The sequence below is a fragment of the Acidobacteriota bacterium genome, assembly GCA_038040445.1.
In the GTDB taxonomy this organism is placed as follows: Bacteria; Acidobacteriota; Blastocatellia; order UBA7656; family UBA7656; genus Onstottus_A; species Onstottus_A frigus.
This window is the reverse complement of the sequence record JBBPIG010000001.1, coordinates 194,790-216,747: the sequence shown is the minus strand read 5'-3', so window position 1 is coordinate 216,747 and position 21,958 is coordinate 194,790. Positions and strand designations below refer to the sequence as shown.

Sequence of the window (21,958 nt, the reverse complement as noted above, 5' to 3'; positions counted from 1 at the left end):
TTCAGAGGAAGCGGAGACTCGGCGCCGGACTTCTTCCCTGCCCCCGGCGCTCTTGCGATCTGGCTCTATTTTTCGCCAAGGTGTAATGAGGCAACACCACCGAACAGATTGTAGTAGCTGATATCGGAAAAACCAACCGCCTCCATCATCGCGGCCAGTTCCTTTTGACCGGGGAATTTCTGCACCGAGTCCGGCAGATACTGATAAGCGAACCTTGACCCGGACACCGCGCTACCAATGAGAGGAAGCAGCCGCGTGAAATAGAAATGAAACAGATTCCGGAAAACCGGGAGATGGGGATGAGAGAACTCGAGCACCACGCAGCGGCCCCCAGGCTTCACCAGGCGATAAATCTCACGCAGCCCCGATTCCGGGTCGTCCAGGTTTCTGAGCCCGAATGCCACGGTCACGACATCGAACAGCGAATCGGCGAAAGGCACGCTTAGCGCGTCTCCTTCGATAAGCTCGATCGGAAGCGCCGCCCGTCGAACCTTCTTGGCGCCGATTTGCAGCATTGGATGGCAGAAGTCGACGCCAAAAGTCGGCGCCAGAGCCCCTAGCTCAAGCGACAGGTCGGCCGTCCCGCAACAAAGATCGAGCGCCATCGCGCCGGGAAGGCGCAGGCGGCCGGCTACCGTCTTGATTACAAGCCTGCGCCAGCGCTTGTCTATGTTCAGCGACAGCGCATGATTGAGAAAGTCGTATCTCGGAGCGATCTCTGCAAACATCGAGCGCACTCGCAAGGCTTTGCTGCTCGGCCCGAGATTACTTGCCTGGGTTTCCATCGACGTTCAAAACATTCTCTCGCGCGAGAGGGTTAGTTACTTCAGCACGGCGACCGTACCGAGCTTCTTCATTTGACTCTCGAATCGGTTGGCGGAACCGGCGATTACTATAGTCACGGACCGCGGCTTCAAGTAAGTCTGCGCGGCGCGCTGGACATCGGCCGGCGTGATTGAATTGACCCGCTCGGCGAATCGTATCACGTAATCGCGGCCCAGTCCGTAGGTTTCAATATCCAATATGACCTCTGTGGCTCCCGCGGTCGTCTTGAGCCGCTCGGCCATCGACGCAATCAGTTTCGCCTTTGCTGATTCCACACGTTCGTTTGTTGAGACGCTGGTCTGCATCCGGGTCATTGTGTCGAGCACAACGTCCAGGTCGCCGGTCAGATCGCTCGGCGCCGACTTGATACTCACAATGAAGGGCCCCGCAAGCAGCCGAGCCTCGAGATCGCTGGTGATCGTTGTACCCGAATGCACCGCAGTAATGTTGGACGCCTGCTGATGAAGCACGTCGGCCATTACTACCGCGGCGAAGTAGTCCTCCGCTCGCCTTGAAACACCAATCTGAGCTATCTCGGCTCTCGCCGGCTGTTCGTCTGTGCGATCAATTAAGAGAACGCGACGCGATGGCGGCGCATCCAGCGACTTGAATGTCGGCGGGATCCTCTCGCCCTTCTTCCACGCGCCCAGCTTCGATCTGGCCAGGCGAGTCACCTGCTCGGCGGTTGCATCGCCTCTTACCAGCAACTCAGCGTTATTAGCGATATAAAACCGGTTGTGAAAGTAGACCAAATCCGGCCGGGTTATTTGCGCGATCGATTCCGGCGTTCCACGCGCGGGACGGCCAAACGGGTGTGACCCGTAAACGGCCTCCAGAGCCTTGCGCCTTACGGCCACGGAATCATCCTGTCCTTCCTTAACAAGAGTTGCCGTTCGCGCGGCCTTGAGCATCTCCAGTTCCTTCTGGTCAAATGACGGCGTTATCACAAGCTTGCCGAGCAAGTCGAAGATCGCATCGAGCGATTCGGGGGGACCGCTGGTCACGATGTCAGTCGAGTCCCATCCGGTCGTGACCGTCACCGCCAGGCCCAACTGCTCGACGGTGTCAGCGACATTCCGCGCGTTCAATCCACCGCCGCCTTTCAACAGCATGCCCGCGGTTATGTCCGCGAGCCCGCCCTTTGCGGCAAGATCAAACAACCCGCCACTGTTGATACGCAGATGGGCGGAAACGCTGCCGGTGCTCTGCTGCTCCAGCGTTATGAGCTGAAGGCCGTTTAGCAGTGAATCCCGCTTAACGATCGGCAGCACGAACGGAGAGGTTTGAGGACCAGGATTGCCACGCACCAGGACGGAACCGTGAACTCCAAGGCTGAACCATAGCGATAACGGTAATACGCCCGCAGAAACGCTCGCAAGCGCGGCCCACTTCTTCAATCCCAAAGATTCCTCCACGGTTCTCGAATTTGAATCGAGTGTAGCTATGAAGTCTAGAGACCGTCAACTGTCCGTGCTATACTGCGCGCGTTGCCCCTGCCACATAGCCGATCTTGGGGATTGATCACCTGAACAAGCAGCCCTTGCTGCGAAGCTGTCGGTTGAAGCCCCGCCTCATAACCGGAGAGCTTGAATGTATTGCCCTACCTGCTCAACACATGCCAGCGACGGCGCAAAGTTCTGCAAGTCATGCGGCATGAACTTGGGTGTTGTCACCCAGGCGCTAAGCGGCGGCGCGTTTATCTCTGATCCATCACGCGACCGCGAGTTCAAGCGAGCGCGCAAGCAAGTAAGCGATGGCATACAGGGCTCGGCTGTCGGCGCCGCGTTGTTAGTCGCAGCGGCGCTGCCCTACTTTCTCATCCCCAGGACTCCGTGGGTGTACACCGCCTCGTTGTTGCTTGCGCTAGCCGGCATCGTCAAACTCTTTCGCGGCATCGGCAGCATTATCGATTCCAAGGTTGGTCCGAAGCTGGTCGATCCGGCGCTGCAGCCTCGGGGCACCGGCGGGCTCAACAACGGCCAGTCGTTGCCGGCAAACGTTCGAGCAAGCCAGCGCTTGAGCATCGGGCAGCCGGCTCATACTCGTGCTGGGCTTGTAGAACCTGGCGGTACAGCGCTACCCTCCGAACCTCCGCCTGAGAACTTCCCACGCCCGTTGACCGGGCGAATAAACCGCGAGCATTCAAGTCCGCTCAGAGCGTTTGATAAGGATGACGACTTGATGTCGAAGCTCAGAAATTGAACAATGACCAATGACCCTCATCTCGATTTAATCTCCGTCCACCACCTGTCATAGACAACAATCATCGGGCCGATCTCTTTGATGAACTCACAGCGCTCGAGCGCATCGCGCGGCGGATAAGCTGCCTCGTTGGTTAGTAGGTCGGGACGAATCAGCGAACGCGCGGCCAGGTTCAGCGATGAGTAGCCCGTGCCGTTCGCGATTGCTGCCGCGGTCTTCGCTTCATGCACAAAGTTGATGAACTCGTGCGCCAGCTCCTTGTGGAACGAGTTTCGAGGGACGCACATATTGTCAACGAAGATCGTGCAGCCTTCCTTCGGGATCACATAGCCGATCGCGGGATTCTCGGCAATCGCCTTGGCGATCTGACCGCTGTACGCCTGGGCTATCCACGCATCGCCGGAGAGGAGCATCTGATCGAAGCCGCCGCTGTCATAAGCCTTCACCAGCGGCTTTTGCTCCAACAGCAACCCGGCTGCCGCCTGCACCTCGCCCGCGTCGGTGCTGTTCTCGGACTTCCCAAGAAACTTAAGCGCCGCGCCGAGCGTCTCGCGCACGTCGTCAAGCATAGCTATCCGGTCCTTGTACCGGATGTCCCACAGTGCCGCCCAGCTATCGATGTTTCCAGTGACTTTGTCTTTCCGATATGCGATGCCCGTAGTTCCCCACATGTATGGAATCGAATGCTGATTTGTCTGATCGTAGGGCAGCCCCACGAACTGCGGGTCGAGGTTAGAGAAGTTCGTGAGCACATCGCGGTTCAGCTCTTGAAGCAGTCCTTGCTCGCGAAGCACCGTAACCATATAGTCGCTCGGCACAATAATGTCGTAGCTCACGCCGCCTGATTGCAGCTTCGCAAGCAGAGCCTCGTTGGAGTCATAGAGTTCGACGTTGAGCTTCGCGTCATAACGGCGTTCGAATTCCGCGATGACGCTATCCGGAAGATAGTTTGACCATATGAAGACGTTCAGCTCGCCGCCTCTTGCCCGCTGCGCCTGGCCTCCCAAAGCGAACACAACCAGCACGGCGAAGCCGCAAGCCGCTGCTCCCAATGTCCAACGCGAATGCCGCCCCGATGCCAGTCGTTCCGAAACCAAAACGAGCATCATCGTGACCACCAGCAGCACGGTCGAAATTGCGTTGATCTCCGGCGTCACGCCGGTCTTAACCATCGAGTAGATCTTGAGCGGCAACGTCGCGCTTCCGGGACCGGCTACAAAACTCGTGATCACATAGTCGTCGAGAGAGAGCGTAAACACGAGCAACGCCGCCGACGTGATGGCGGGAAGGATCAGAGGCAGGGTGACTCTGAGGAAGGTTTGCCAGCGGGTTGCGCCCAAATCCAGCGCTGCTTCTTCAAGCGAGCGATCGAGAGTTACCAGCTTCGCTCGGACGATAAACACGACGTATGAAATCGAGAACGCAACGTGGGCTGCGATGATGGTGCCGAGCCCGAACGCAAAGCCGAGCATGCCGAACAGCCCGGCCGTTGCAAAGCCTATGACGATCTCGGGGATGATGACTGGAAGGAAGATCAGCCCTTCAGCCGCGCGCTTGAACTTAATCCTATAACGCGCCAGCCCAATCGCCGCCGCCGTCCCGATGATCGTGGCGAACAGCGTAGTCATGAACGCAACGATAAGGCTGGCCCGAAGCGACGCGATGAGTTCGGCGTCTTGCCAGGCAAGTGCGTACCATCGCCAGGTGAAGCCTTGCCAGATCGTGCTGAAGCGGGAGCTATTGAAGGACAAAGCCACGAGCACGACGATCGGCGTATAGAGAAACACGTACACGAGACCAGTGGTTAGGCTTAGGGTTGAGGGCAAACGTCGCTGAGTTCTCGCTGACACTGCGGATCAATATGTTTGATGGTCGTGCTCGAGTCAAGGAACTAACTCACAACCTCATCGAGTTGCCCTTCCTTTTCGTTGGCTTATCTCAGAACTGGGTCGAGCCAAAGCGCTGCAATCGTTGATCGCACGCTCTAAGGCGACTTGAATAGGTGCACTAACGGCGGTAACATTCACACCGCTTTTAGTACGGATACTTCAAGTTAGGTGCTGAGGATCGCGTGATTGACGTTTCGGAGGATAAACAATGGCAGAGAAACTACCTTACGTATACTCGCCCGGAATGCTTGAAAGAGCGTTGGAGCGAATGAACCAGGCCGCGACTCCGCCTCGCTTCACGCGAGATTTTCTCAACACAAAGCTCAGCGTCAAAGGCGGATCGGCTAACGCTATCATTCCGCTCCTTAAGAAACTAGGGTTGATCGGGACCGATGGAACGCCTACGCAGCGCTACCATCGATACCGAAACCCTGACTACTCGCGAATTGCGCTTGGTGAGGGAATCAGAGAGGCCTACGCAAATCTCTACTCAGTCAATGAATATGCGCACGACCTTGACGATAACAAGCTTAAGAACCTGATTGTAGAAGTAACGGGCCGAAAGAAGGACGACAAAGTCGTGCAGCTGACTTTCTCGACATTCAAAGTACTTAGAGACCGAGCCGATTTCGAGGCAACAGCGCCTAGCAGTGAGTCGGATCGGGAGGACATAGCTGCTGTCGAACCTCGAATGGCAGAGAACTCACGCCATGGAGGTGGCATCGGATTGAATCTCGGCTATACGATAAACTTGAATCTGCCCGCTACGACGGATATCAAAGTGTTCGACGCGATTTTCAAAAGCCTACGTGAACATTTGTTAAGACATGAATAGATTCAGATCAATCGCTGATGGTATCAAAGTCTTCGGTATGACAAACCAGTTGATCGAAACTGATCTTGATCAAGTCGAAGCAACCCTTCAAATCGATCTCGGCCGTGGCTTACGTTCTGCAGCAGAGGCGGATGCGCAGTACTATCCGCAGTTTGATGAGAAGATTCGATCCGAGGCCGCCGCCATGTCGCGACATTACGAGATATTCTACTGTCTGGAAAAGTCGATACGGACACTGATCGAAGAGTCACTAGAAGCGGTGGAGGGCGACAAGTGGTGGGACTCCGGACGCATTCCGCAGAAAGTAGGCGACGCTGTACGCGATAGAATGCAACGGGAAAAGGACGCCGGAGTGACACTCCGATCCGACGAGCCTATTGACTTCACGACGTTCGGCGAACTCGGCGAGATTATCAAATCCAACTGGCCGATTTTCGGAGCCATCTTCAATAGTCCGAAAGCGGTTGAAAAAGTCATGGCGAGTCTCAATATGCTTCGAGGTCCAATCGCTCATTGCAGTCCGCTTGCGGAAGATGAGGTCCTTCGGCTGCAACTGAGCATGCGCGACTGGTTCCGGCTTATGGAGTAGTACGCACCTAACAACGGCGTCAACCGGAGCCGCGCAAGCGAGTTTCGAATCCTTTATCCATTGTTCGGTGCGCGGCCCGGTTACGCCGAACGTTAATGCACCAGGAGAGATCAATGAGCATTAATGGTTCCGGTGAGATAACCTCTGAAGCGAGCCTGGGAAGGCCCGATGGTGGGTTACTTGGCCCCCTGCGCGCAGTGGCCCTAATCGCGGTGGTGGCTGGGGCCGGGGGCTCGCTCGGTTTGATGCTCCGTGCAGGTCGTAGCACACCCCGTCTCCTGCTGGTTCTTTTCGTAATCTGGGTACTGTCGCCGTTCGTGGCCCTCGCATGGGCCAACATCGTTTCGAAGCGTTGGTCGGTTCTTACCCGAGCGACGCTTTATTGCGTGACGCTCGTTATCACGCTGGGCTCTTTGGCCATCTACGGGGGTGTAGTTTTGCCGCCCGCCGGGTCGCCGCACGCTTTCGTGTTCGTTGTCGTTCCCCCGGGATCATGGTTGCTTATGGCGATAGTTGTTCCGATAGCCGCGTTCATATCACGCAGGCGGTCACATCGAGGCGCAGGTGCCTAACATTCGTTCAACCCTAGCCGTGCCAAGGTTGTTGTGTTTGACGATCAAACTTCGGGCGCGGTCAACTCCTGGTTAGCGAACGTGGGGAACGAAGAGGAGAATCACCATAGATGAGAAAGACCTCAAGCAAGTGCAGCTAATCATCGAGATGCTGAAACTCGCCGCCGGCGAAGTATTTCAAGACCTCCAAGTTGCGTTGTTTGACACCCCCGAGCCCGCAATCTAGAATTCATCTCGCAGGCAACAACCGAGGAGAACGAGGATTGACGATACCTGTTGGGTTCGCACTCTCTTTGATTCAGTCCACTCAAACTCAGACCAGCACCTTCTTCGAGCTCTTGCTGCGCGCCAGCCCTATCGCCAAAGGAGTCCTGATTCTGTTGCTGGTGTTCTCGATTTACTCGTGGGCGATAATCATCACGAAATGGCTCTGGCTTCGCGACGCCGAGAAGGAAACGAAAGCATTCCTCTCCCGATTCCAACGCGGAGGCAAGCTGTCCGAGTTTCATCAAGCTACAGATCCCGATGGCCGTAGTCCGCTCGTGCGAGTGTTCACGGCCGGTTACGACGAAATAAACAATCAGCTAGCTGAAGCCGGCGGCCAGGTTCGGAGCATCGACGCGCTCAGTCGAGTCCTCCAATCGGCAACCATCGGCGAAGTCTCACAGATGGAGCGGCGGCTGACCTGGCTGGCTACTACCGCAAACGCTTCTCCGTTCATCGGACTGTTTGGGACGGTCGTCGGAATCATCATTGCGTTTCATGGTTTGAGCACCGCGTCGGCTTCTTCAATTCAGGCGGTGGCGCCTGGAATCGCAGAGGCGCTGATTGCAACCGCTGCTGGAATCGCCGCTGCCGTGCCCGCCGCGATCTTCTACAACCATTTCCTGAACAGGATCAAGGCGCTGACAGCAATTATCGACCGGTTTTCTTTGGAGCTGATCAACCTTGTGGAGCGGCATTACGTCAAAGCGAATGTGTAGGAGAGTGATGCGTGATGCGGGAACGTGATGCGTGACGCGTGATTCGTGACCGAACCTCTTTTTGTCACGCATCACGCATCACGCATCACCGCCCAAGTTCAGAAGAAGATCTAAAGACTATGGCTTTTACAGATCAACGAGGACGCACTCAAACTTCCCTTTCCGAAATCAACGTGACGCCGCTGGTTGACGTTATGCTGGTGCTCCTAGTCATCTTCATGGTGACGGCGCCGATTCTTCAGACCGGCATTGAGGTCAATCTGCCAAAGACCCAGGAGACCCGCACCGAGCAGCCGAAACCCAAAGCCGTTGTCGTCAGTATCGATAAAGAGGGGAATGTCTACCTCAGCACTCAAGCCGAAGCGAAACAAGTAAACGTGAACGATCTTCCGGCGTTGCTTTCAGAGAAGCTCGGCCAGTCGGGTGAGCGCAAAGTTTATGTGCGTGGTGACGGCGAGACTCCATATCGGATAATTGCGTACGTGCTGGATGTCGCCAAGCAGGCCGGGGCGGACGTGAGCCTGGTGACCGAGCCAACGCTGAAGAAGAAGTGAAGAGAGAGGCTCGTAGTCCCGCATTTATGCGGAAGTTTGTAAACAGGTCGGAGCTACGCGCCTATTGATGTTTCAAACTTCCGCCTGAAGGCGGTACTACGAACGCATCTTACGAACGCAGCTATGGAATCGCTTGTCACTTTCAGGAAAGAAGTTGAAGTCGGCGAAAGGTCGCCGCGCCTGGGCGTTGTCCTGTCCGTAGCCTTGCACCTGATCATCTTCGCTGCGTTGTTCGTGGCGTTCAATCGAGTCGTTTCCTCTGAAATCGTAGCCGCGGGTCCGGGCGAAGGCGGCGAAGGCGGAGGCGGCTCAATCGAAGTCGGGGTAGCCGACAGTTCGGCCATACTCGGGTTCGCAAAGCCTCAGCCGGTCTCTTATGTTGGCGACACGAATGATCCGATCAACAACGCACGGGTCGAATCCGTTCGCACACCGGACGCGAATTCCGAAGCGCTGCTTCCCCCAACCGAAAAAGTTATTCCGGACCCGAAGTCGCTCAAGACTGATCGGCCGGTGGTCAATCAACAGGAAAAAATCTTTACTGGCAAAGAAGAGCGCGGACGCTCGACGAATCCAACTGCGCAGGTTGGCCGCACTTTCGGCAGCCCTACACCTGCGGCGCTGATCGGAGGCGTTGGAATTGGCTCTGGCGGCGGGGTTGGCGGCGGCACCGGGTTGCCCGGAGGATCTGAGTATGGCCGCAGGATTCAGGCGATCCTCGGTAGAAACTACACGCCGCCGGCGATCGATTCGGGCGGAATCCAGTACGTCGTGATACTGATTAAGATCTCACGAGACGGCCGGATACTTTCCCTCTCCGGCGGCCGAGTAGCGCCTTCTTACATCAGGCAGCGCTCAGCAAACGCGCAAGTGAACTACGCGGCCGAGCGAGCGGTGATCGCATCTGATCCGCTGCCGCCGTTTCCCTCAGGGTTCTTGCCTAGCGCGCAAGAAGCGACCGCTGAAGTTTGGTTCCGGTATCCGAAGTGATATTGTGGAAAGGGTTCACCGCCGAGACGCAGAGACCGCGGAGCCAGCGCAGAGAAAAGTTTGAGAGTCTCTGCGTAACCTCGGCGTTCTCTGCGCCTCTGCGGTGAGACGGGCATTCTCGAGTCTGAGCTATGAAGACAAAAGCACTAATAGCGCTCGCAACGTTCGTTGCTTTAATACCGTCGGGCGTATCCGTAGTCGTTGCACGTCAAGAACCTCAGCCACAGGAAGACCTGCGCAAACAAATCGGCACCATCATCGTCACGCCGGGGAATGGTCCGAATCTCGCGGTCGCCGATTTCATAGCGCGTTCGGCCGGACTGGAAGCGGCGACCGGCACATTCAATCAAGTGTTGTGGGCCGACCTTGATTTCGCGGCAGTATCCGGCCTGGTCGGCAAGAGCCTTTATCCTAAGACGCTGGTCCCAGACCCGGCTTCGCTGAAGTTTGACGACTGGAGCGCCGACCCGGTCAAGGCTGACTACGTTGCGTTTGGCAATCTCCAGAGCACCGGCGGCGCGATCTCTGCCGACACATATCTTTTTGACGTAAAGACGAAGCAACAGCTTATTGCTTCGCGGCACACCGGTGACCCGCGACGCATCGCGCATGAGTTTGCGGATGAGGTAGTAAAGTTGCTGACCGGCCGTGACGGCATCGCAACTTCGAAGCTCGCCTATGTTGCGGGCGACTCGATCAAGTTGATGGACTACGACGGCTTCAATCAGCGCGGCTTCGCCAGTGACGGCCCGATAGTGCGGTTTCCGCAGTTCTCGCCCGACGGGCGTTATCTGGCTTATGTTAGCTACAAGACCGGCGTTCCCAATATTGTAGTGCGCTCGGCGGAAGGCGGTCTCATCGGCGGCACCAGTTTCAATTCGACCACCACTTCGCCGACGATTTCTTCGAGCGGACAGCTTGCTTTCAGCTCGGCGATCGGCGGCGATGGGTCGATGGAGATATATGTTTCAAACCTTGACGGTTCGCACTCGAGAAGATTGACGCGAACCGCTAAAGGGATCAACATCTCGCCGCGATGGAATCCGCAAACCGGGCGCGAGATAGCTTTCATATCTGACCGCGCCGGCACGCCTCAGGTATACGTAATGGACTCGAGCGGCGCGAATCAGCGGCCTCTCATCGCCAGAGGCGGCCAGGCTGATTCACCTTCGTGGTCGCCTGATGGGCGCTATGTCGCCTTCACCTACGGCGGGGCGGGCAGCTTTCAAGTTTTCGTGGCAGACGTAGCATCCGGTCAGCTTATTCAGCTAACATCTCAAGGGCGAAACGAGAGCCCGACCTGGTCGCCCGATAGCCGGCACGTCTCGTTTCAATCAAACCGTTCGGGCCGATGGGAAGTTTGGCAAGCGCACATCGACGGCACCGGCCAACGCCAGCTCACTCGTGGCGGCGGCCGTTCACCGACGTGGGCAAAATGATTTCACTTAGCGCCCAGAGTCGAGACCTCGCGGCCGAAAACCTGAGGTTTCACACTCGATACTGGCCGCGCAAAAAGGAGCTTGTGATGGAGAGAAAGTTTTCGCGAATAGCTGCGATCATCTTTACTACTTCTGTTCTGATTGGCGTAGTGGGATGCGCAAAGCCGAAAGTTCAGTTACAGGTCTCGCGCGACCGCCTTCAGCAAGGCGAGGACGTCCGCGTGAGCTGGACCTCGAAGGATGCGAAACAGGTTCAACTCAACGGACAAACGGTAGAAAAGACCGGGGTGCAAGTCTTCACGCCCAATAACACGACAACCTACATGGCAGTGGCGAAGCGCGGCAACAAAGAAGCGCGAGACAGCAAGGTTGTCGCCGTTACGGCGCGACCTGCTAAACCGAGCATTCGCATATCAGCAGACCAGGAAGCCATTGTGCGAGGACAGAGCACAACGCTTCGATGGACTTCCAACAACGCAGATCGAGTAACGATCAGCGACCTCGGAACCGTACCGAGTTCTGGATCACGCGTTGTCAGTCCTTCGCAATCCACGACCTACGATGCGAGCGCGACAGGCCCTGGTGGAACCGACAACGCTTCCGCTCGCGTGACGGTGACCGAAGAAACTCCCCCGGGGGATAGGCCGAGAACCAACACCACCGCCCCCAACCCAACGATCGCCGCGCTGTTCAATCAATGGGTTCAGGCGGTCTATTTTGATTTGGACAAAGCCGATTTACTTCCGCAGTCCAAGGACAAATTGCGCCGCGCGGCAGAGTGGCTGACGCAGGGTCCAAACCGATCCATCGTGTTTCGCATTGAAGGAAACTGCGACCCGCGCGGTACCGAAGAATACAACATCGGCCTGGGCGAGCGGCGCGCGCAGACAGCGAAGGAGTTTTTGACTTCGCTGGGAGTCGAAGCATCGAGAATTCAAACGGTCAGCTACGGCAAGGAGCGCGCGGCAGGCTCGAGCGAAGGATCGCCGGAGACTCGGCCTTCGTGGGGACACGATCGCCGCGATGACTTCATCTACGTGAGCGGCGGAACGCCACGCAATCCGTAGGCAGTCGTCGTCACCGGGAGCGCAGGCGTCCCTGGGAGCGCAGGCATCCCTGCCTGCCTCTTCTCGCGCCACCACCAAGCAGGCAAGGATGCCTGCGCTCCCAGGACGGAATCAAGAGGAGAGCACTATGTCGTTGAAGTTCATCACCGCCGCCGCACTTAGCCTCGTCTTACTGGCGTCGATGGGTAGAAGCGGACTCGCGGATCAAAAAAGCGAGGCTCAACTCAAGCTTGCGCTCGATGAGTTGAAGGCCGAAGTGATCGTGCTCGAACGCCAGGTCCGCACGATGCAAGAAGCGATGGATAAGAACAGCGGGCAGCTAAATACTCTGGTCGTTCAGATCGCCGATAAGGTGAATGCAATCAGCCAGGCACAAAGCCGCATCAGCGAAGGCAGCTCGAGCGCGATTCAATCGGTCAGCGGGCTGAGCGAGCAACTGAGCTCCACCAATCAGCGCATCGATCGCGTGTCAGAGCAGTTGGCCCAGCTCAAAAAGCTGGTTGAGAACCTGCCGAAGCTTCCTACCTTCACCCAGATCACCCCCGGCAATCCGGATCAACTGTTTGCTGCTGCTTATGGCGACTACAGCCGAGGTAACTACGACCTCGCGATAAGTGAGTTCCGCCAGTACGTCGAGACTTATCCCACGAGCGAGATGGCCGACAACGCGCAGTACTGGATAGGTGAGTGCTATTTCAGCAAGAAGCTGTTGAATGAAGCAATCGCCGAATTCGACAAGGTGTCTTTGTTGTTCCCGAAGGGTGATAAGGTCCCGGCCGCTCGATTCAAGAAAGCGCTGGCGTTGACCGATCTCGGCCAGGTCGATGCAGGCCGCGCCGAGCTTCAAGCGCTAATCAAGCTCTATCCTCGAAGCACTGAAGCAGTGCTCGCCAGGCAACAGCTCGAAAGGTGAGACAGACCGAGCCAACTAGGGGAGACGCTCGGTCTTGATACGTAGCCACGGCTTATCCAGAACCTCTGGCGTATATTTTGAAGGGTCACCCAGGAAAGTCATCTCCCCATTCCCATCCGTCTCCAGTTCAAATGTCATCTCAGTACCCCCATCCGTCGCGTGCAGTTCAAAGCCCAGCTCGAGTCTGTCAGCGACGCGCTGCCCGTTTTGATCCAGCACAATAATCCTGAACAATGGTTCGCTTATCTCGATCTTGTAACGCCCTGCTTCTACGTCGCCTTCCGCGATCGTGAAATCCTTAGTATAGACAGGGACCGTAAATTCCTTCCGGTCGCTGGTCCTTACGATTGCGATCTGTCCGAGCACTGCACGGTACAGTCCAGGTGAAGAGAGTGTAGACCTCCACAAACCACCGGATATCTCTCCCTCATCGGGGCCGAAATAATTCCTGATAGATTCCTCGTTGCGATATAATTGTTCTTTTGCTTTCTTCGCCAATGTCTTAATACCAGTCAGCGCATCCATACGGAAGACGGCAACCTGTGCATGGCGGATCTGAAAGTCTTCGTTCGAAAAAGTGAATTCTATAACCATTGGATGTAAAAGCAGGCAAAAGTAACACAGCGCGGATGCAACTCCCATATTCTAACGCCTTTCGCGTTCATTGAGAACAATCAGATTCGAACTGAGCCGCTGCACAAATTTCAAGCGAGCTAGTTGGTCCTGTTTCTATAGCATTGTAAGTTTCAATAGATTAAAGGATTCCATTCCTTGCACCTCAAGGGAGCGGATCGGGTGGACAAGTCACTGCCTCTGTGGGATCAACATCGGATACAAAGCAAACTCTCAAACCGAATGCCGAAAAGGACAAATAGTCCACGTAGACATACAGGGTTAGCGTCCCAGCCCCACCGCTTTGGCTTGTACTTATATTAATCTCGTTTCGACATATGCCACCTGTGTTGCAAGGTTTATAATGAGCGAGTGACGAGCTAAGGAAGTATTGGCGCTCCAACGACCGAATCGTGATTGCGATCCCGCCCGACTTAGACGACGAAAAGGATCCGCCACACCATAACGAGTGAAAACTGGATAACTGATAATCTCCCACCACGGCCGGTAGCTCTACAAGGGCATCGATGTAACCATAGCTAGAGAGCACGTCGTCATAGTTGCCGTTGGGCCCTGTCAGTGTCGTAGCGACCTCCACAAGATGCTCGTAACCGTGCATCGGAGTGTCATCCGAAACTCCAAGTCCCCAGACAGTCACACTACCATCTCCATTCTGCTCTGCCCACATATCCGAATAGCTCGACCCCGTGGCATAGCCGGAAGTCACAAAAACCAGCAATAGGAGAGTTGCTCCGACCAAAAGGCGAAGCATCGCTCCAAACCTGTTCACCGTATGAGCAACTAGTGTCATCACAATACCTCCTAAAGTTTACTTTTGTCCGGACAGTATCTTGGTGGTGCATACCACTTGGCTTAATGCATAATCGTCATCTTGCGCTTCATTCCCTCAATATGTAATCGCACTTTGGCCGCACTGGCGAAACCAAGCCGATTCGTTAGGGAGGCGATAGCTGCGCCGCAAATCAATTCCTTTTCCCGTCGAATTCGGTCCTGTTCGGTGTCCGGCCCATCGCTTAGCAGTTGCTCGGCTAGTTCCTTAATCCTCACATCCAGCGGCTGCGCACTGGTAGAAAACTCTTCTCCAGCGGCTATTAGGTTGTCGATCTGTTTCTCTACTTCGGTCAAATCTTCGGAGGAGTCTGGGCAAGATCCGTCCCTGAAAATCTGTCGGATGTAAGCCCTAATGGCATTCCGCTCCCGACCCACACGGTTTGAAATGAATCGGAAGAACAACGAGTACGCTCGGTAATCAGAGATCAGCTCCGGATTGACCGCTCCGTCAACAAGAACTTTGGCCGGTGGGGTCTGGCGTGACAAAGCCGGCCTTGCGACCGGAGCCTCGCTTCGAGCCGCAACAATAAACGGCACGGGAAGGAACAAAAGGGAAATTAGTAGAAGTGTTTTCATTGAGCCCTCCTGATGTTTGTGACTTACTTCTTATTCATCAAATTGAAATTGTCGCTAGGCTATCGTACTCAAAACGACAACTAAGTCAAATAAACTATCGCGCGAACCGCGTGCGCGCCTGCCGGGCCAATGTTTTGGCTGACAATACTATTGACGCATCCGTCAAAATGACTTAGATTTGCCGCACTCCTAAAGACCCCGACTTCTGCCCCTCGACCAGTTTCCTCAAAGCCCCAAAATTCATGCAGGCGCTCGTATGTCTAACCCTAGCGGGTTATCCGACAGCATCCTCATACTCGCGGACGAAACGAAGTCAGCGCGAGCTATGCAGCGGTTGCTGGAGGCCTCAGGCTATGATGCAGTATCACTCGCTTCCGCCGAAGCTGCTCGCGACGAGATGCGCGCCCGCGAAGTCTCGCTGATCATCATCGAATCTTCCGCTTCACGCCTCACCGGCTCTTCCTTAGTTCCTTCCAATGACGACTCGGGTGAGAGCCTGCGGCGGCTCCGCTGGGCTCATCACGCATTGACCTTTTGCGAGGATGTTCGCGCTGATACCTCAACGGCCGATGTGCCGATCCTGGTCATCTCCAAGAGCCATCGCCCGCAAGATAAAGTTGCTTGCCTGAACCAGGGCGCGACCGATTACATCATCAGACCTTATCAGAGAGCGGAGCTGCTTTCTCGAGTCAAAGCGCATCTACGCTCCTCGCGCTATGAGCGCGAAAGAGCTGAAAGATTCGAGCAACTGAACGTGCTTCACACGGTCTCCTCGGTGCTGGCCAGCTCGCTGGAGCCCGAGGTGTTGTTGCAAGGCACACTCGCCGCGCTGATCAAGTACGTTCGCGCGAACGCCGGCGTGGTCTTTCTGCGCGAAGCCGATGAGAGGCCGATTGGCATCGCCTCCGTGCAAGGGCTGACGATGGATGAGGGCGCTCAGACGAGCCTGCTCGAGTGGTACTCTCGAATCGTCCCGCTGATAAATGGAAAACCGCTGGTGCTTGTGCCACTGCCCGACTCGGCGCGCAGAGGAGGGGCAAGTGAGATCTTGAAGGATGTACGCGGTTTGGCGTGCGCGCAACTCACGCTGAAGGGGAAAGTATTGGGCGCCGTATGCCTGCTTTCAAACGACGAAACGCCGTTTCCCAGCCATCAGACGGAGCTGCTTTCCACTGTCTGCAATCAACTGACTGTCGCGCTGGAGAACGCGCGGCTCTATTTGGAAACCAAGAAGAGCGCCGCGCAGCTTTCCTTTGTCTACAACCTCGGCCACAACTTGATGACCTCGCTCGAGATGGACGAGCTATTGAGCTATGCCGTGTTCACCGTCGGCAAGAGCCTGGAATGCGACGCGTGCGCCGTTGTGGTTAGAAGCTCAACCGACTCGAACGATCTCGCGTCGGCGATTTGCTCGCGCTCGCACCAGGATCAACCCGCCGGCGATGACTGGTTTAGCAGGGAGCGTGTCGTCAGCTATCTAAGCTCGGCCGACTGGCGCGTGCAGCCGTCCATTCAAATAAGAACCGCCGAACGCTTCCTTCGCGATCCGGGCATACTGCTTGAAACCGTCGTTCCTCTCATGTTCGATGATCGAATGCTGGGAATTCTCATCTGCGGGAGCTACGCGGCGCACCCGATCAGCGCCGACGATCAAAAACTGCTGGGCGCCGTCGCGCAGCAACTGAGCCTGGCTATCAGAAACACGGAACTATACCGGCGGACCAAGGACACCTCGATCAACCTTGCGGTCGAGGTCTCGCAGCGAACGCGCGAGGCGGAAGAACAAAAGCGATTCACTGAAAAGATCATCGATTCCCTTCCTGTCTCGCTCTACGTCGTCGATCGCGATATGCGCATAGTGGCGTGGAACCGCAATCGCGAAGTCGGAGGGCTCGGCATCAATCGCGAACAGGTGCTCGGCCGCAATGTGTTTCAAGTGCTGGTCCGCCAACCGCGCCGCAAGCTCGAAAATGAGTTCGTCGATGTGTTCCGAAGCGGCGAAATGGTTCACATGGAGCAGGAGTCATGGTTCGACGGTCAGAAGAAAACGTGGAAGATCAGCAAGATCCCTATGCGGGTCGATAACGCCGAGGTCACCCACGTCATCACCGTCGGCGAAGACATAACCGAGCAGAAGAAAATGAACGAGGCGGTCATCCACGCTGAGAAACTCGCTTCGATTGGCAGGCTCGCCGCCGGCGTGGTACACGAGATCAACAATCCGCTGGCAACGATCGCAGCTTGCTCGGAGGCGCTGACTGCGCGCGTCGAAGATGTTGAGGATGCCACTCTGCACCTGGACTTCGGCGAGTATCTGCAGATCATTCGCGATGAAGCATTCAGATGCAAGACGATTACCAACAGCCTGCTCGAATTCTCTCACCAGCGTCAGGCAGAAAAGCTTGCGGGCGATATCAATCAAATCATCGAGCAAACGCTTCAGCTCATCAGGCATCACCCCAAGCTTGGGAAGATGCGGATAATCAGGGAGCTCGATAACTCGCTTCCGCCGGTTTACGTGAACGAAGGCCAGATGAAGCAAATCTTAATTGCGCTGATGTCGAATGCGTTTGACGCGCTGGAGGCTGATGGCAGCATGACGATTCGAACGCATTGGAGCGATTCAGAGACAGAACGCCTGATCTGCGTTGAGCTCAGCGACACCGGCTGCGGAATCCCGGCTCAGCATTTGCCGAGAATATTTGACCCTTTCTTTACAACCAAACCGCTGGGCCGGGGGACCGGACTGGGCCTGTCGGTCTGTTACGGGATTGTCTCCGAACACGGCGGAAGAATCGAGGTCGATTCAACTGAAGGCGTGGGAACGACGTTCCGTTTGTTGATGCCACCGCATCATGAAATGAGCGCGCACGCGCGCGAGCAATCATTCGGAGCCATACTTGAAATGGAGGGAGTGCTGTGAGTTCAAACTCAAACATAAGACTGTTGATAGCCGAGGACGAAAAGAATCTCGGTCTGGTTCTTGAAAAAGAGATGTCAAGGCTCGGCCATGAGGTCACACTGGTGCACGATGCGGAGGCTGCGATCAAGGCGTCGCGCGAAGCTGAGTTCGACGTTGCGCTGCTGGACATAATGATGCCGGGACGCAGCGGGCTCGAAGTTCTGCGCGAGCTGCGTCAACAAGAGCAGCCACCCGAGGTGTTAATGATGACCGGGCACGCGACGGTGGAGACGGCGCTCCAGGCAATGAAGCTCGGCGCCTACGACTATCTCACAAAGCCATGCCATATCCGCGAGCTGGAGGCGATAATCAGCAAGGCCTATGAGAAGCGACAGCTCAGGGTTGAAAACATGATTCTGCAGTCGCGGCTCACCTACAAAGAGAAGGCGCCGGACATCGTGGTGCGCAGTCAGAAGATGAACGACGTGATGGCGCTAGTTCGCAAGATCGCGGCTTCGAACGCGACCGTGCTGGTGACCGGTGATTCAGGCACTGGAAAGGAACTGGTTGCCAACACGGTTCACTGCTTCTCGCCAAGGAACGGGGGTCCGTTCATCGACATAAGTTGCGCGGCGATCCAGGAGACGCTGCTTGAATCCGAGCTGTTCGGCTACGAGCCCGGCGCATTCACCGGCGCGCGAAAACGGAAGCTCGGGCTGCTGGAACTCGCTCACGGCGGGACCCTGTTTCTCGATGAGATTGGCGAGATGAGTTTGACGCTTCAGTCAAAGCTGCTCCGCGTGCTCGAGACGCAATCATTTTATCGAGTAGGCGGCACAAAGAAAGTCGAAGTCGATGTGCGATTCATCGCGGCAACCAACCGCGACCTGAATCAAGACGTAGTCGAAGGAAAGTTCAGAAGCGACCTTCTCTTCCGCATAAACAACTTCACCATCAAGCTGCCTGCTCTGCGCGAAAGGCCCGAAGACATTCCGGCGCTTGCCGACCACTTCCTCGGGTTGGTTAGCGGCGGCGACCGCGTGCGCCTGAGCGACGACGCGATGCAAGTGCTGATGAACTACGCATGGCCCGGCAACGTGCGCGAGTTGAGAAACGTGATCGAGCGCGCGGTGATACTCTCAACCGGGGATGAGATCGGAGCCGACGATTTGCCGCTCGAGCTGCGAACGCACCGCATGATGAGCATGGAAGCGGCCGACGGCGACGAGTCCAAGGCCGGCAGCCTCGACGAGCTGCGTCGCAAGCAGATACTTTCGGTGCTCGAACAGACGGGCTGGCATCAGGGCAAAGCATCGGAGATTCTCGGTATCTCGCCGAGCACGCTATACCGGCAGCTCAAGGAGTATGGCCTCACGCGATCGAGGAGGATCCACGAGCAAGCGTTCTGATATCAGTCTCGAACGTTGATCGAGTTGAAGCGGGCGTCCGGTTTGAGCGCTCCGCATAGAGTTAACGACCGGGGGAGATGCTTAACAGCTCATCGATATCCTCAACCTTCCAAGAGAGACTGCTGACCGCTTGAAGTTTCTCTGCGCCCTCTCTGCGTGCTCCGCGACTCTGCGGTGCGTGATTTCGGCGTTCGGTTAACCGCAGAGACGCAGAGGACGCAAAGGTCACGCAGAGACGACATTCGAATCAGGACACTACGCGTTTGACCACTCAGTTGCGCAGATGTACACACCTTAGCTAAGCTTGGCTTGTTAATCTCTCGACCGTGAGGATGAAGATAATGAACGACACTGGCAATGATAGCGGGTCCATCGGGCAACAGAACCCCCAGGATCCACGGAAGCAACGGCGGGGTGCTCGCGGCGCATGGATAGCTATCTCTTTCCTGGTCGCTGCGCTGGTGGTCACCGTAGCCATCATCCAAGGCGCATATCATCGCTCGTCAAAAAACGTGCCCGTGCTGCCTGAGCCACGCGCGGTCGCGTCTACCAGCGCGCCATCGCCCACCGAGCTTTCAAACTCGTTTCGCGAGGTGGCCAAAGCCGTGAAGCCCGCCGTCGTGTATGTCGACGTAGTCGAACGCTCCGAGGCCGATCCGACCCAGACCGATCCGTTTGGGTTCTCAGAGCCCAGGGGACAGCGGCGTGAAGGGGCAGGCTCCGGTTTCATAGTGACCGAGGACGGCTACATTCTCACGAACAATCACGTCGTGGGCAACGCCAGCAAGATCAACGTCACTCTCGCTGATGGTCGCAAGTTCAAGGCGACAGTGATCGGAAAAGATGCGCCCACCGACCTCGCCGTCATCAAGATCGATGCCACGGGTTTGCCGGTCGCAATGCTTGCTCGCGATTCGGACGAGGTCGAGCAAGGCGATTGGGTGCTTGCTCTGGGCAGTCCGTTTGGGCTTCAGCAAACGTTGACCGCCGGCATAGTCAGCGCCACCGGGCGCGAGCTACGCGATGGACGCAACAACCAGATGTTCAGCCGGTTCATTCAGACCGACGCTTCGATCAATCCCGGTAACTCCGGCGGTCCGCTGGTTAATATGAAAGGCGAAGTGATCGGAATCAACACCATGATCCTGACCGGGGGACCCTTCAGTCAGGGCAATATCGGAATTGGATTCGCTATCGCGTCGAACGGCGCGCGAAAAGTTTTTCCCAGTCTGGTGAAGAACGGCAGGGTCAGCCGCGGCTATCTGGGCGTGCTGGTGAGCGACCTTGACCAGGCACATGCGCGCGCCGTTGGCTTGGAACCAAACACCGGTGTTTTCGTCAGTGATGTTCCGGATCCCAACAGCCCGGCCGGCAAAGCGGGACTACAGCCCAAGGACGTGATAACGGCTTTCAACGGCAAGCCGGTGAAGGCCGGGCAAGAGCTGACCGACGCAGTTGCATCTACATCAGTCGGTCAGCAGGCGCGAGTGGACTTCATACGAAAGGGCCAACCCCAGTCAGTCACCGTTGAGCTTGTCGAGCGGCCATCGGACCCGAACGCTCGCGCCATACCAAGAGGCCAGGGAGGAGATGGAGACCCGGACGCAGTTCAGCAAAGCCGCCTCGGCATTCAAGCGCGAACCGTTACGCCGGAGCTTGTCGACCAGATAAAGCCAAAGCTAAAGACGCCGGCCGGCGCGCTGGTTGTCGCGGTTCAGCCTAACAGCCCCGGCGCTGACGCGGGCGTGCAGCACGGCGACGTGATTCACAACTTCGATCAAACCGAGATCAAGACGGTTGAAGATCTGGTGAATGCCGTGCGGTCGATCCCTCCTGGTGAGTACCTCATCGAAGTAGAGCGAAAAGGCCGGACCGCCTTCTTGAAGGTTACGCTGGAGTAGCGCCCGGTCATCGAGCGGGTCAAAGCAGTTGAAGAAGGGTTTGTCACCCGCCTTCATTTTTTCGGGGTCGCATCAATCGCCGACTCTCGCAGTTCACATCGCGAGACCGCCATCGGCCTGGATCACCTGCCCGGTTATGTATCGCGCGTCGTCCGACAGAAGAAAGGCGGCAACTCGGGCGACCTCTTCCACGGTCCCGTAACGTCCCAGCGGAATCTGATCGAGCATCTTTTGCTTGTAGTCTGCGGGTAACGCCGCGCTCATATCAGTTTCGATCAAGCCCAGCGCAAGAGCGTTCACTGTTATGTTACGCCGGCCAACTTCCTTGGCGAGCGCCTTGGTGAAACCGATCAGCCCGGCCTTCGATGCCGAATAGTTAGTCTGTCCCGCCATTCCGACGATCCCGCTGATGGATGCGATATTTAGAATCGAACCGCGTCGCTGGCGGACCATAACCGATACCGCGTGTTTCGTAATGTTGAAAACGCCCTTCAGGTTTGTATCGAGGACCGCGTCCCAGTCTTCTGTCGTCATCATCATTATCAATTTGTCACGAGTGATGCCGGCGTTATTGACGAGATAGTCGACTGATCCGAACTCGCTCTTCACCGCCTTTACCATTCCCTCCGCTGCACCCAGATCGGTTACATCAGCCTGAAACGCCTGCGCCCGGCTCCCGGCGTTCTGAAGCTCGGCGACAAGCTGATCAGCCATCTCGCGATTCCTGGTAAAGCTGAAAGCCACGTTTGCGCCTCGCGAGGCAAGCTCCTTCACTATTGCTCGTCCAATGCCTCGCGACCCGCCGGTCACTATTGCCGCTCTTCCCTCAAATTCTGACATGGGCTTCC

Annotated in this window: 19 protein-coding genes; 13 read left to right on the top strand and 6 right to left on the bottom strand. The window is 56.5% G+C overall.

Annotation, left to right across the window (positions count from 1 at the left end; all coding sequences use genetic code 11):
- Window positions 1–65: 65 nt before the first annotated feature.
- Window positions 66–785 carry a bifunctional demethylmenaquinone methyltransferase/2-methoxy-6-polyprenyl-1,4-benzoquinol methylase UbiE gene (gene ubiE, locus AABO57_00940; protein MEK6284288.1) on the bottom strand — a complete coding sequence of 240 codons (720 nt, stop codon included), beginning with the start codon at window positions 783–785 and terminating at the stop codon, window positions 66–68.
- A 36-nt stretch (window positions 786–821) separates the two neighbouring features.
- Entirely contained in the window at window positions 822–2,228 is a 1,407-nt protein-coding gene (locus AABO57_00935) for a pitrilysin family protein (GenBank protein MEK6284287.1), read from the bottom strand.
- 250 nt (window positions 2,229–2,478) lie between these two features.
- Between AABO57_00935 and AABO57_00930 the strand changes: the two genes are divergently transcribed.
- Entirely contained in the window at window positions 2,479–3,027 is a 549-nt protein-coding gene (locus tag AABO57_00930; protein MEK6284286.1) for a hypothetical protein, read from the top strand.
- 17 nt (window positions 3,028–3,044) lie between these two features.
- On the opposite strand, the gene AABO57_00925 is transcribed toward AABO57_00930, so the two are convergent.
- Window positions 3,045–4,853: an extracellular solute-binding protein gene (locus tag AABO57_00925; protein MEK6284285.1), complete on the bottom strand. Its 1,809-nt coding sequence runs from the start codon at window positions 4,851–4,853 to the stop codon at window positions 3,045–3,047.
- Window positions 4,854–5,124: 271 nt separating this feature from the next.
- Here AABO57_00925 and AABO57_00920 point away from each other — a divergent pair, with 271 nt between their 5' ends.
- The 9 genes from AABO57_00920 to ybgF all read left to right on the top strand — a co-directional run bounded on the left by AABO57_00920 (window position 5,125) and on the right by ybgF (window position 12,858).
- The gene (locus AABO57_00920; GenBank protein ID MEK6284284.1) at window positions 5,125–5,751 is read left to right on the top strand and encodes a DUF5343 domain-containing protein; all 627 of its coding nucleotides are present in this window, start codon (window positions 5,125–5,127) and stop codon (window positions 5,749–5,751) included.
- Window positions 5,744–6,340 carry a Swt1 family HEPN domain-containing protein gene (locus tag AABO57_00915; protein MEK6284283.1) on the top strand — a complete coding sequence of 199 codons (597 nt, stop codon included), beginning with the start codon at window positions 5,744–5,746 and terminating at the stop codon, window positions 6,338–6,340. The genes AABO57_00920 and AABO57_00915 overlap by 8 nt, the downstream gene beginning before the upstream one ends.
- Window positions 6,341–6,453: 113 nt before the next feature.
- Complete coding sequence (locus AABO57_00910) at window positions 6,454–6,912, top strand: hypothetical protein (protein ID MEK6284282.1); 459 nt, start codon at window positions 6,454–6,456, stop codon at window positions 6,910–6,912.
- 263 nt (window positions 6,913–7,175) lie between these two features.
- On the top strand, window positions 7,176–7,895 hold the full coding sequence (locus AABO57_00905; protein MEK6284281.1) for a MotA/TolQ/ExbB proton channel family protein: 720 nt from the start codon (window positions 7,176–7,178) through the stop codon (window positions 7,893–7,895).
- 119 nt (window positions 7,896–8,014) lie between these two features.
- Window positions 8,015–8,449 (top strand): biopolymer transporter ExbD, encoded by a 435-nt coding sequence (locus AABO57_00900; GenBank protein MEK6284280.1) that lies wholly within the window; start codon window positions 8,015–8,017, stop codon window positions 8,447–8,449.
- A 123-nt stretch (window positions 8,450–8,572) separates the two neighbouring features.
- Entirely contained in the window at window positions 8,573–9,439 is an 867-nt protein-coding gene (locus AABO57_00895) for a TonB C-terminal domain-containing protein (GenBank protein ID MEK6284279.1), read from the top strand.
- A gap of 131 nt (window positions 9,440–9,570) precedes the next feature.
- Entirely contained in the window at window positions 9,571–10,878 is a 1,308-nt protein-coding gene (locus tag AABO57_00890; protein MEK6284278.1) for a translocation protein TolB, read from the top strand.
- Window positions 10,879–10,964: 86 nt separating this feature from the next.
- Window positions 10,965–11,945 carry an OmpA family protein gene (locus AABO57_00885; GenBank protein MEK6284277.1) on the top strand — a complete coding sequence of 327 codons (981 nt, stop codon included), beginning with the start codon at window positions 10,965–10,967 and terminating at the stop codon, window positions 11,943–11,945.
- A 127-nt stretch (window positions 11,946–12,072) separates the two neighbouring features.
- Window positions 12,073–12,858: a tol-pal system protein YbgF gene (gene ybgF / locus AABO57_00880; GenBank protein ID MEK6284276.1), complete on the top strand. Its 786-nt coding sequence runs from the start codon at window positions 12,073–12,075 to the stop codon at window positions 12,856–12,858.
- A 15-nt stretch (window positions 12,859–12,873) separates the two neighbouring features.
- Here ybgF and AABO57_00875 read toward each other — a convergent pair whose 3' ends face one another.
- Both AABO57_00875 and AABO57_00870 read right to left on the bottom strand, forming a co-directional pair.
- Window positions 12,874–13,500 carry a hypothetical protein gene (locus AABO57_00875; protein ID MEK6284275.1) on the bottom strand — a complete coding sequence of 209 codons (627 nt, stop codon included), beginning with the start codon at window positions 13,498–13,500 and terminating at the stop codon, window positions 12,874–12,876.
- Window positions 13,501–14,343: 843 nt separating this feature from the next.
- Window positions 14,344–14,898 (bottom strand): hypothetical protein, encoded by a 555-nt coding sequence (locus tag AABO57_00870; protein ID MEK6284274.1) that lies wholly within the window; start codon window positions 14,896–14,898, stop codon window positions 14,344–14,346.
- Between the two features lie 256 nt (window positions 14,899–15,154).
- On the opposite strand from AABO57_00870, the gene AABO57_00865 reads away from it, so the two are divergent.
- From AABO57_00865 to AABO57_00855, 3 genes are all read left to right on the top strand, one after another.
- Complete coding sequence (locus tag AABO57_00865; GenBank protein ID MEK6284273.1) at window positions 15,155–17,821, top strand: ATP-binding protein; 2,667 nt, start codon at window positions 15,155–15,157, stop codon at window positions 17,819–17,821.
- The gene (locus AABO57_00860) at window positions 17,818–19,209 is read left to right on the top strand and encodes a sigma-54 dependent transcriptional regulator (protein MEK6284272.1); all 1,392 of its coding nucleotides are present in this window, start codon (window positions 17,818–17,820) and stop codon (window positions 19,207–19,209) included. Before AABO57_00865 ends, AABO57_00860 begins: the two co-directional genes overlap by 4 nt.
- Window positions 19,210–19,550: 341 nt before the next feature.
- A complete protein-coding gene (locus tag AABO57_00855; protein MEK6284271.1) occupies window positions 19,551–21,110 on the top strand; it encodes a trypsin-like peptidase domain-containing protein in 1,560 nt (519 codons plus the stop codon).
- A gap of 93 nt (window positions 21,111–21,203) precedes the next feature.
- Here the strand turns inward: AABO57_00855 and fabG are convergent, their stop codons facing one another.
- Window positions 21,204–21,950, bottom strand: coding sequence for a 3-oxoacyl-[acyl-carrier-protein] reductase (gene fabG, locus AABO57_00850; protein ID MEK6284270.1), 747 nt, complete (start codon window positions 21,948–21,950; stop codon window positions 21,204–21,206).
- Window positions 21,951–21,958 lie beyond the last annotated feature (8 nt).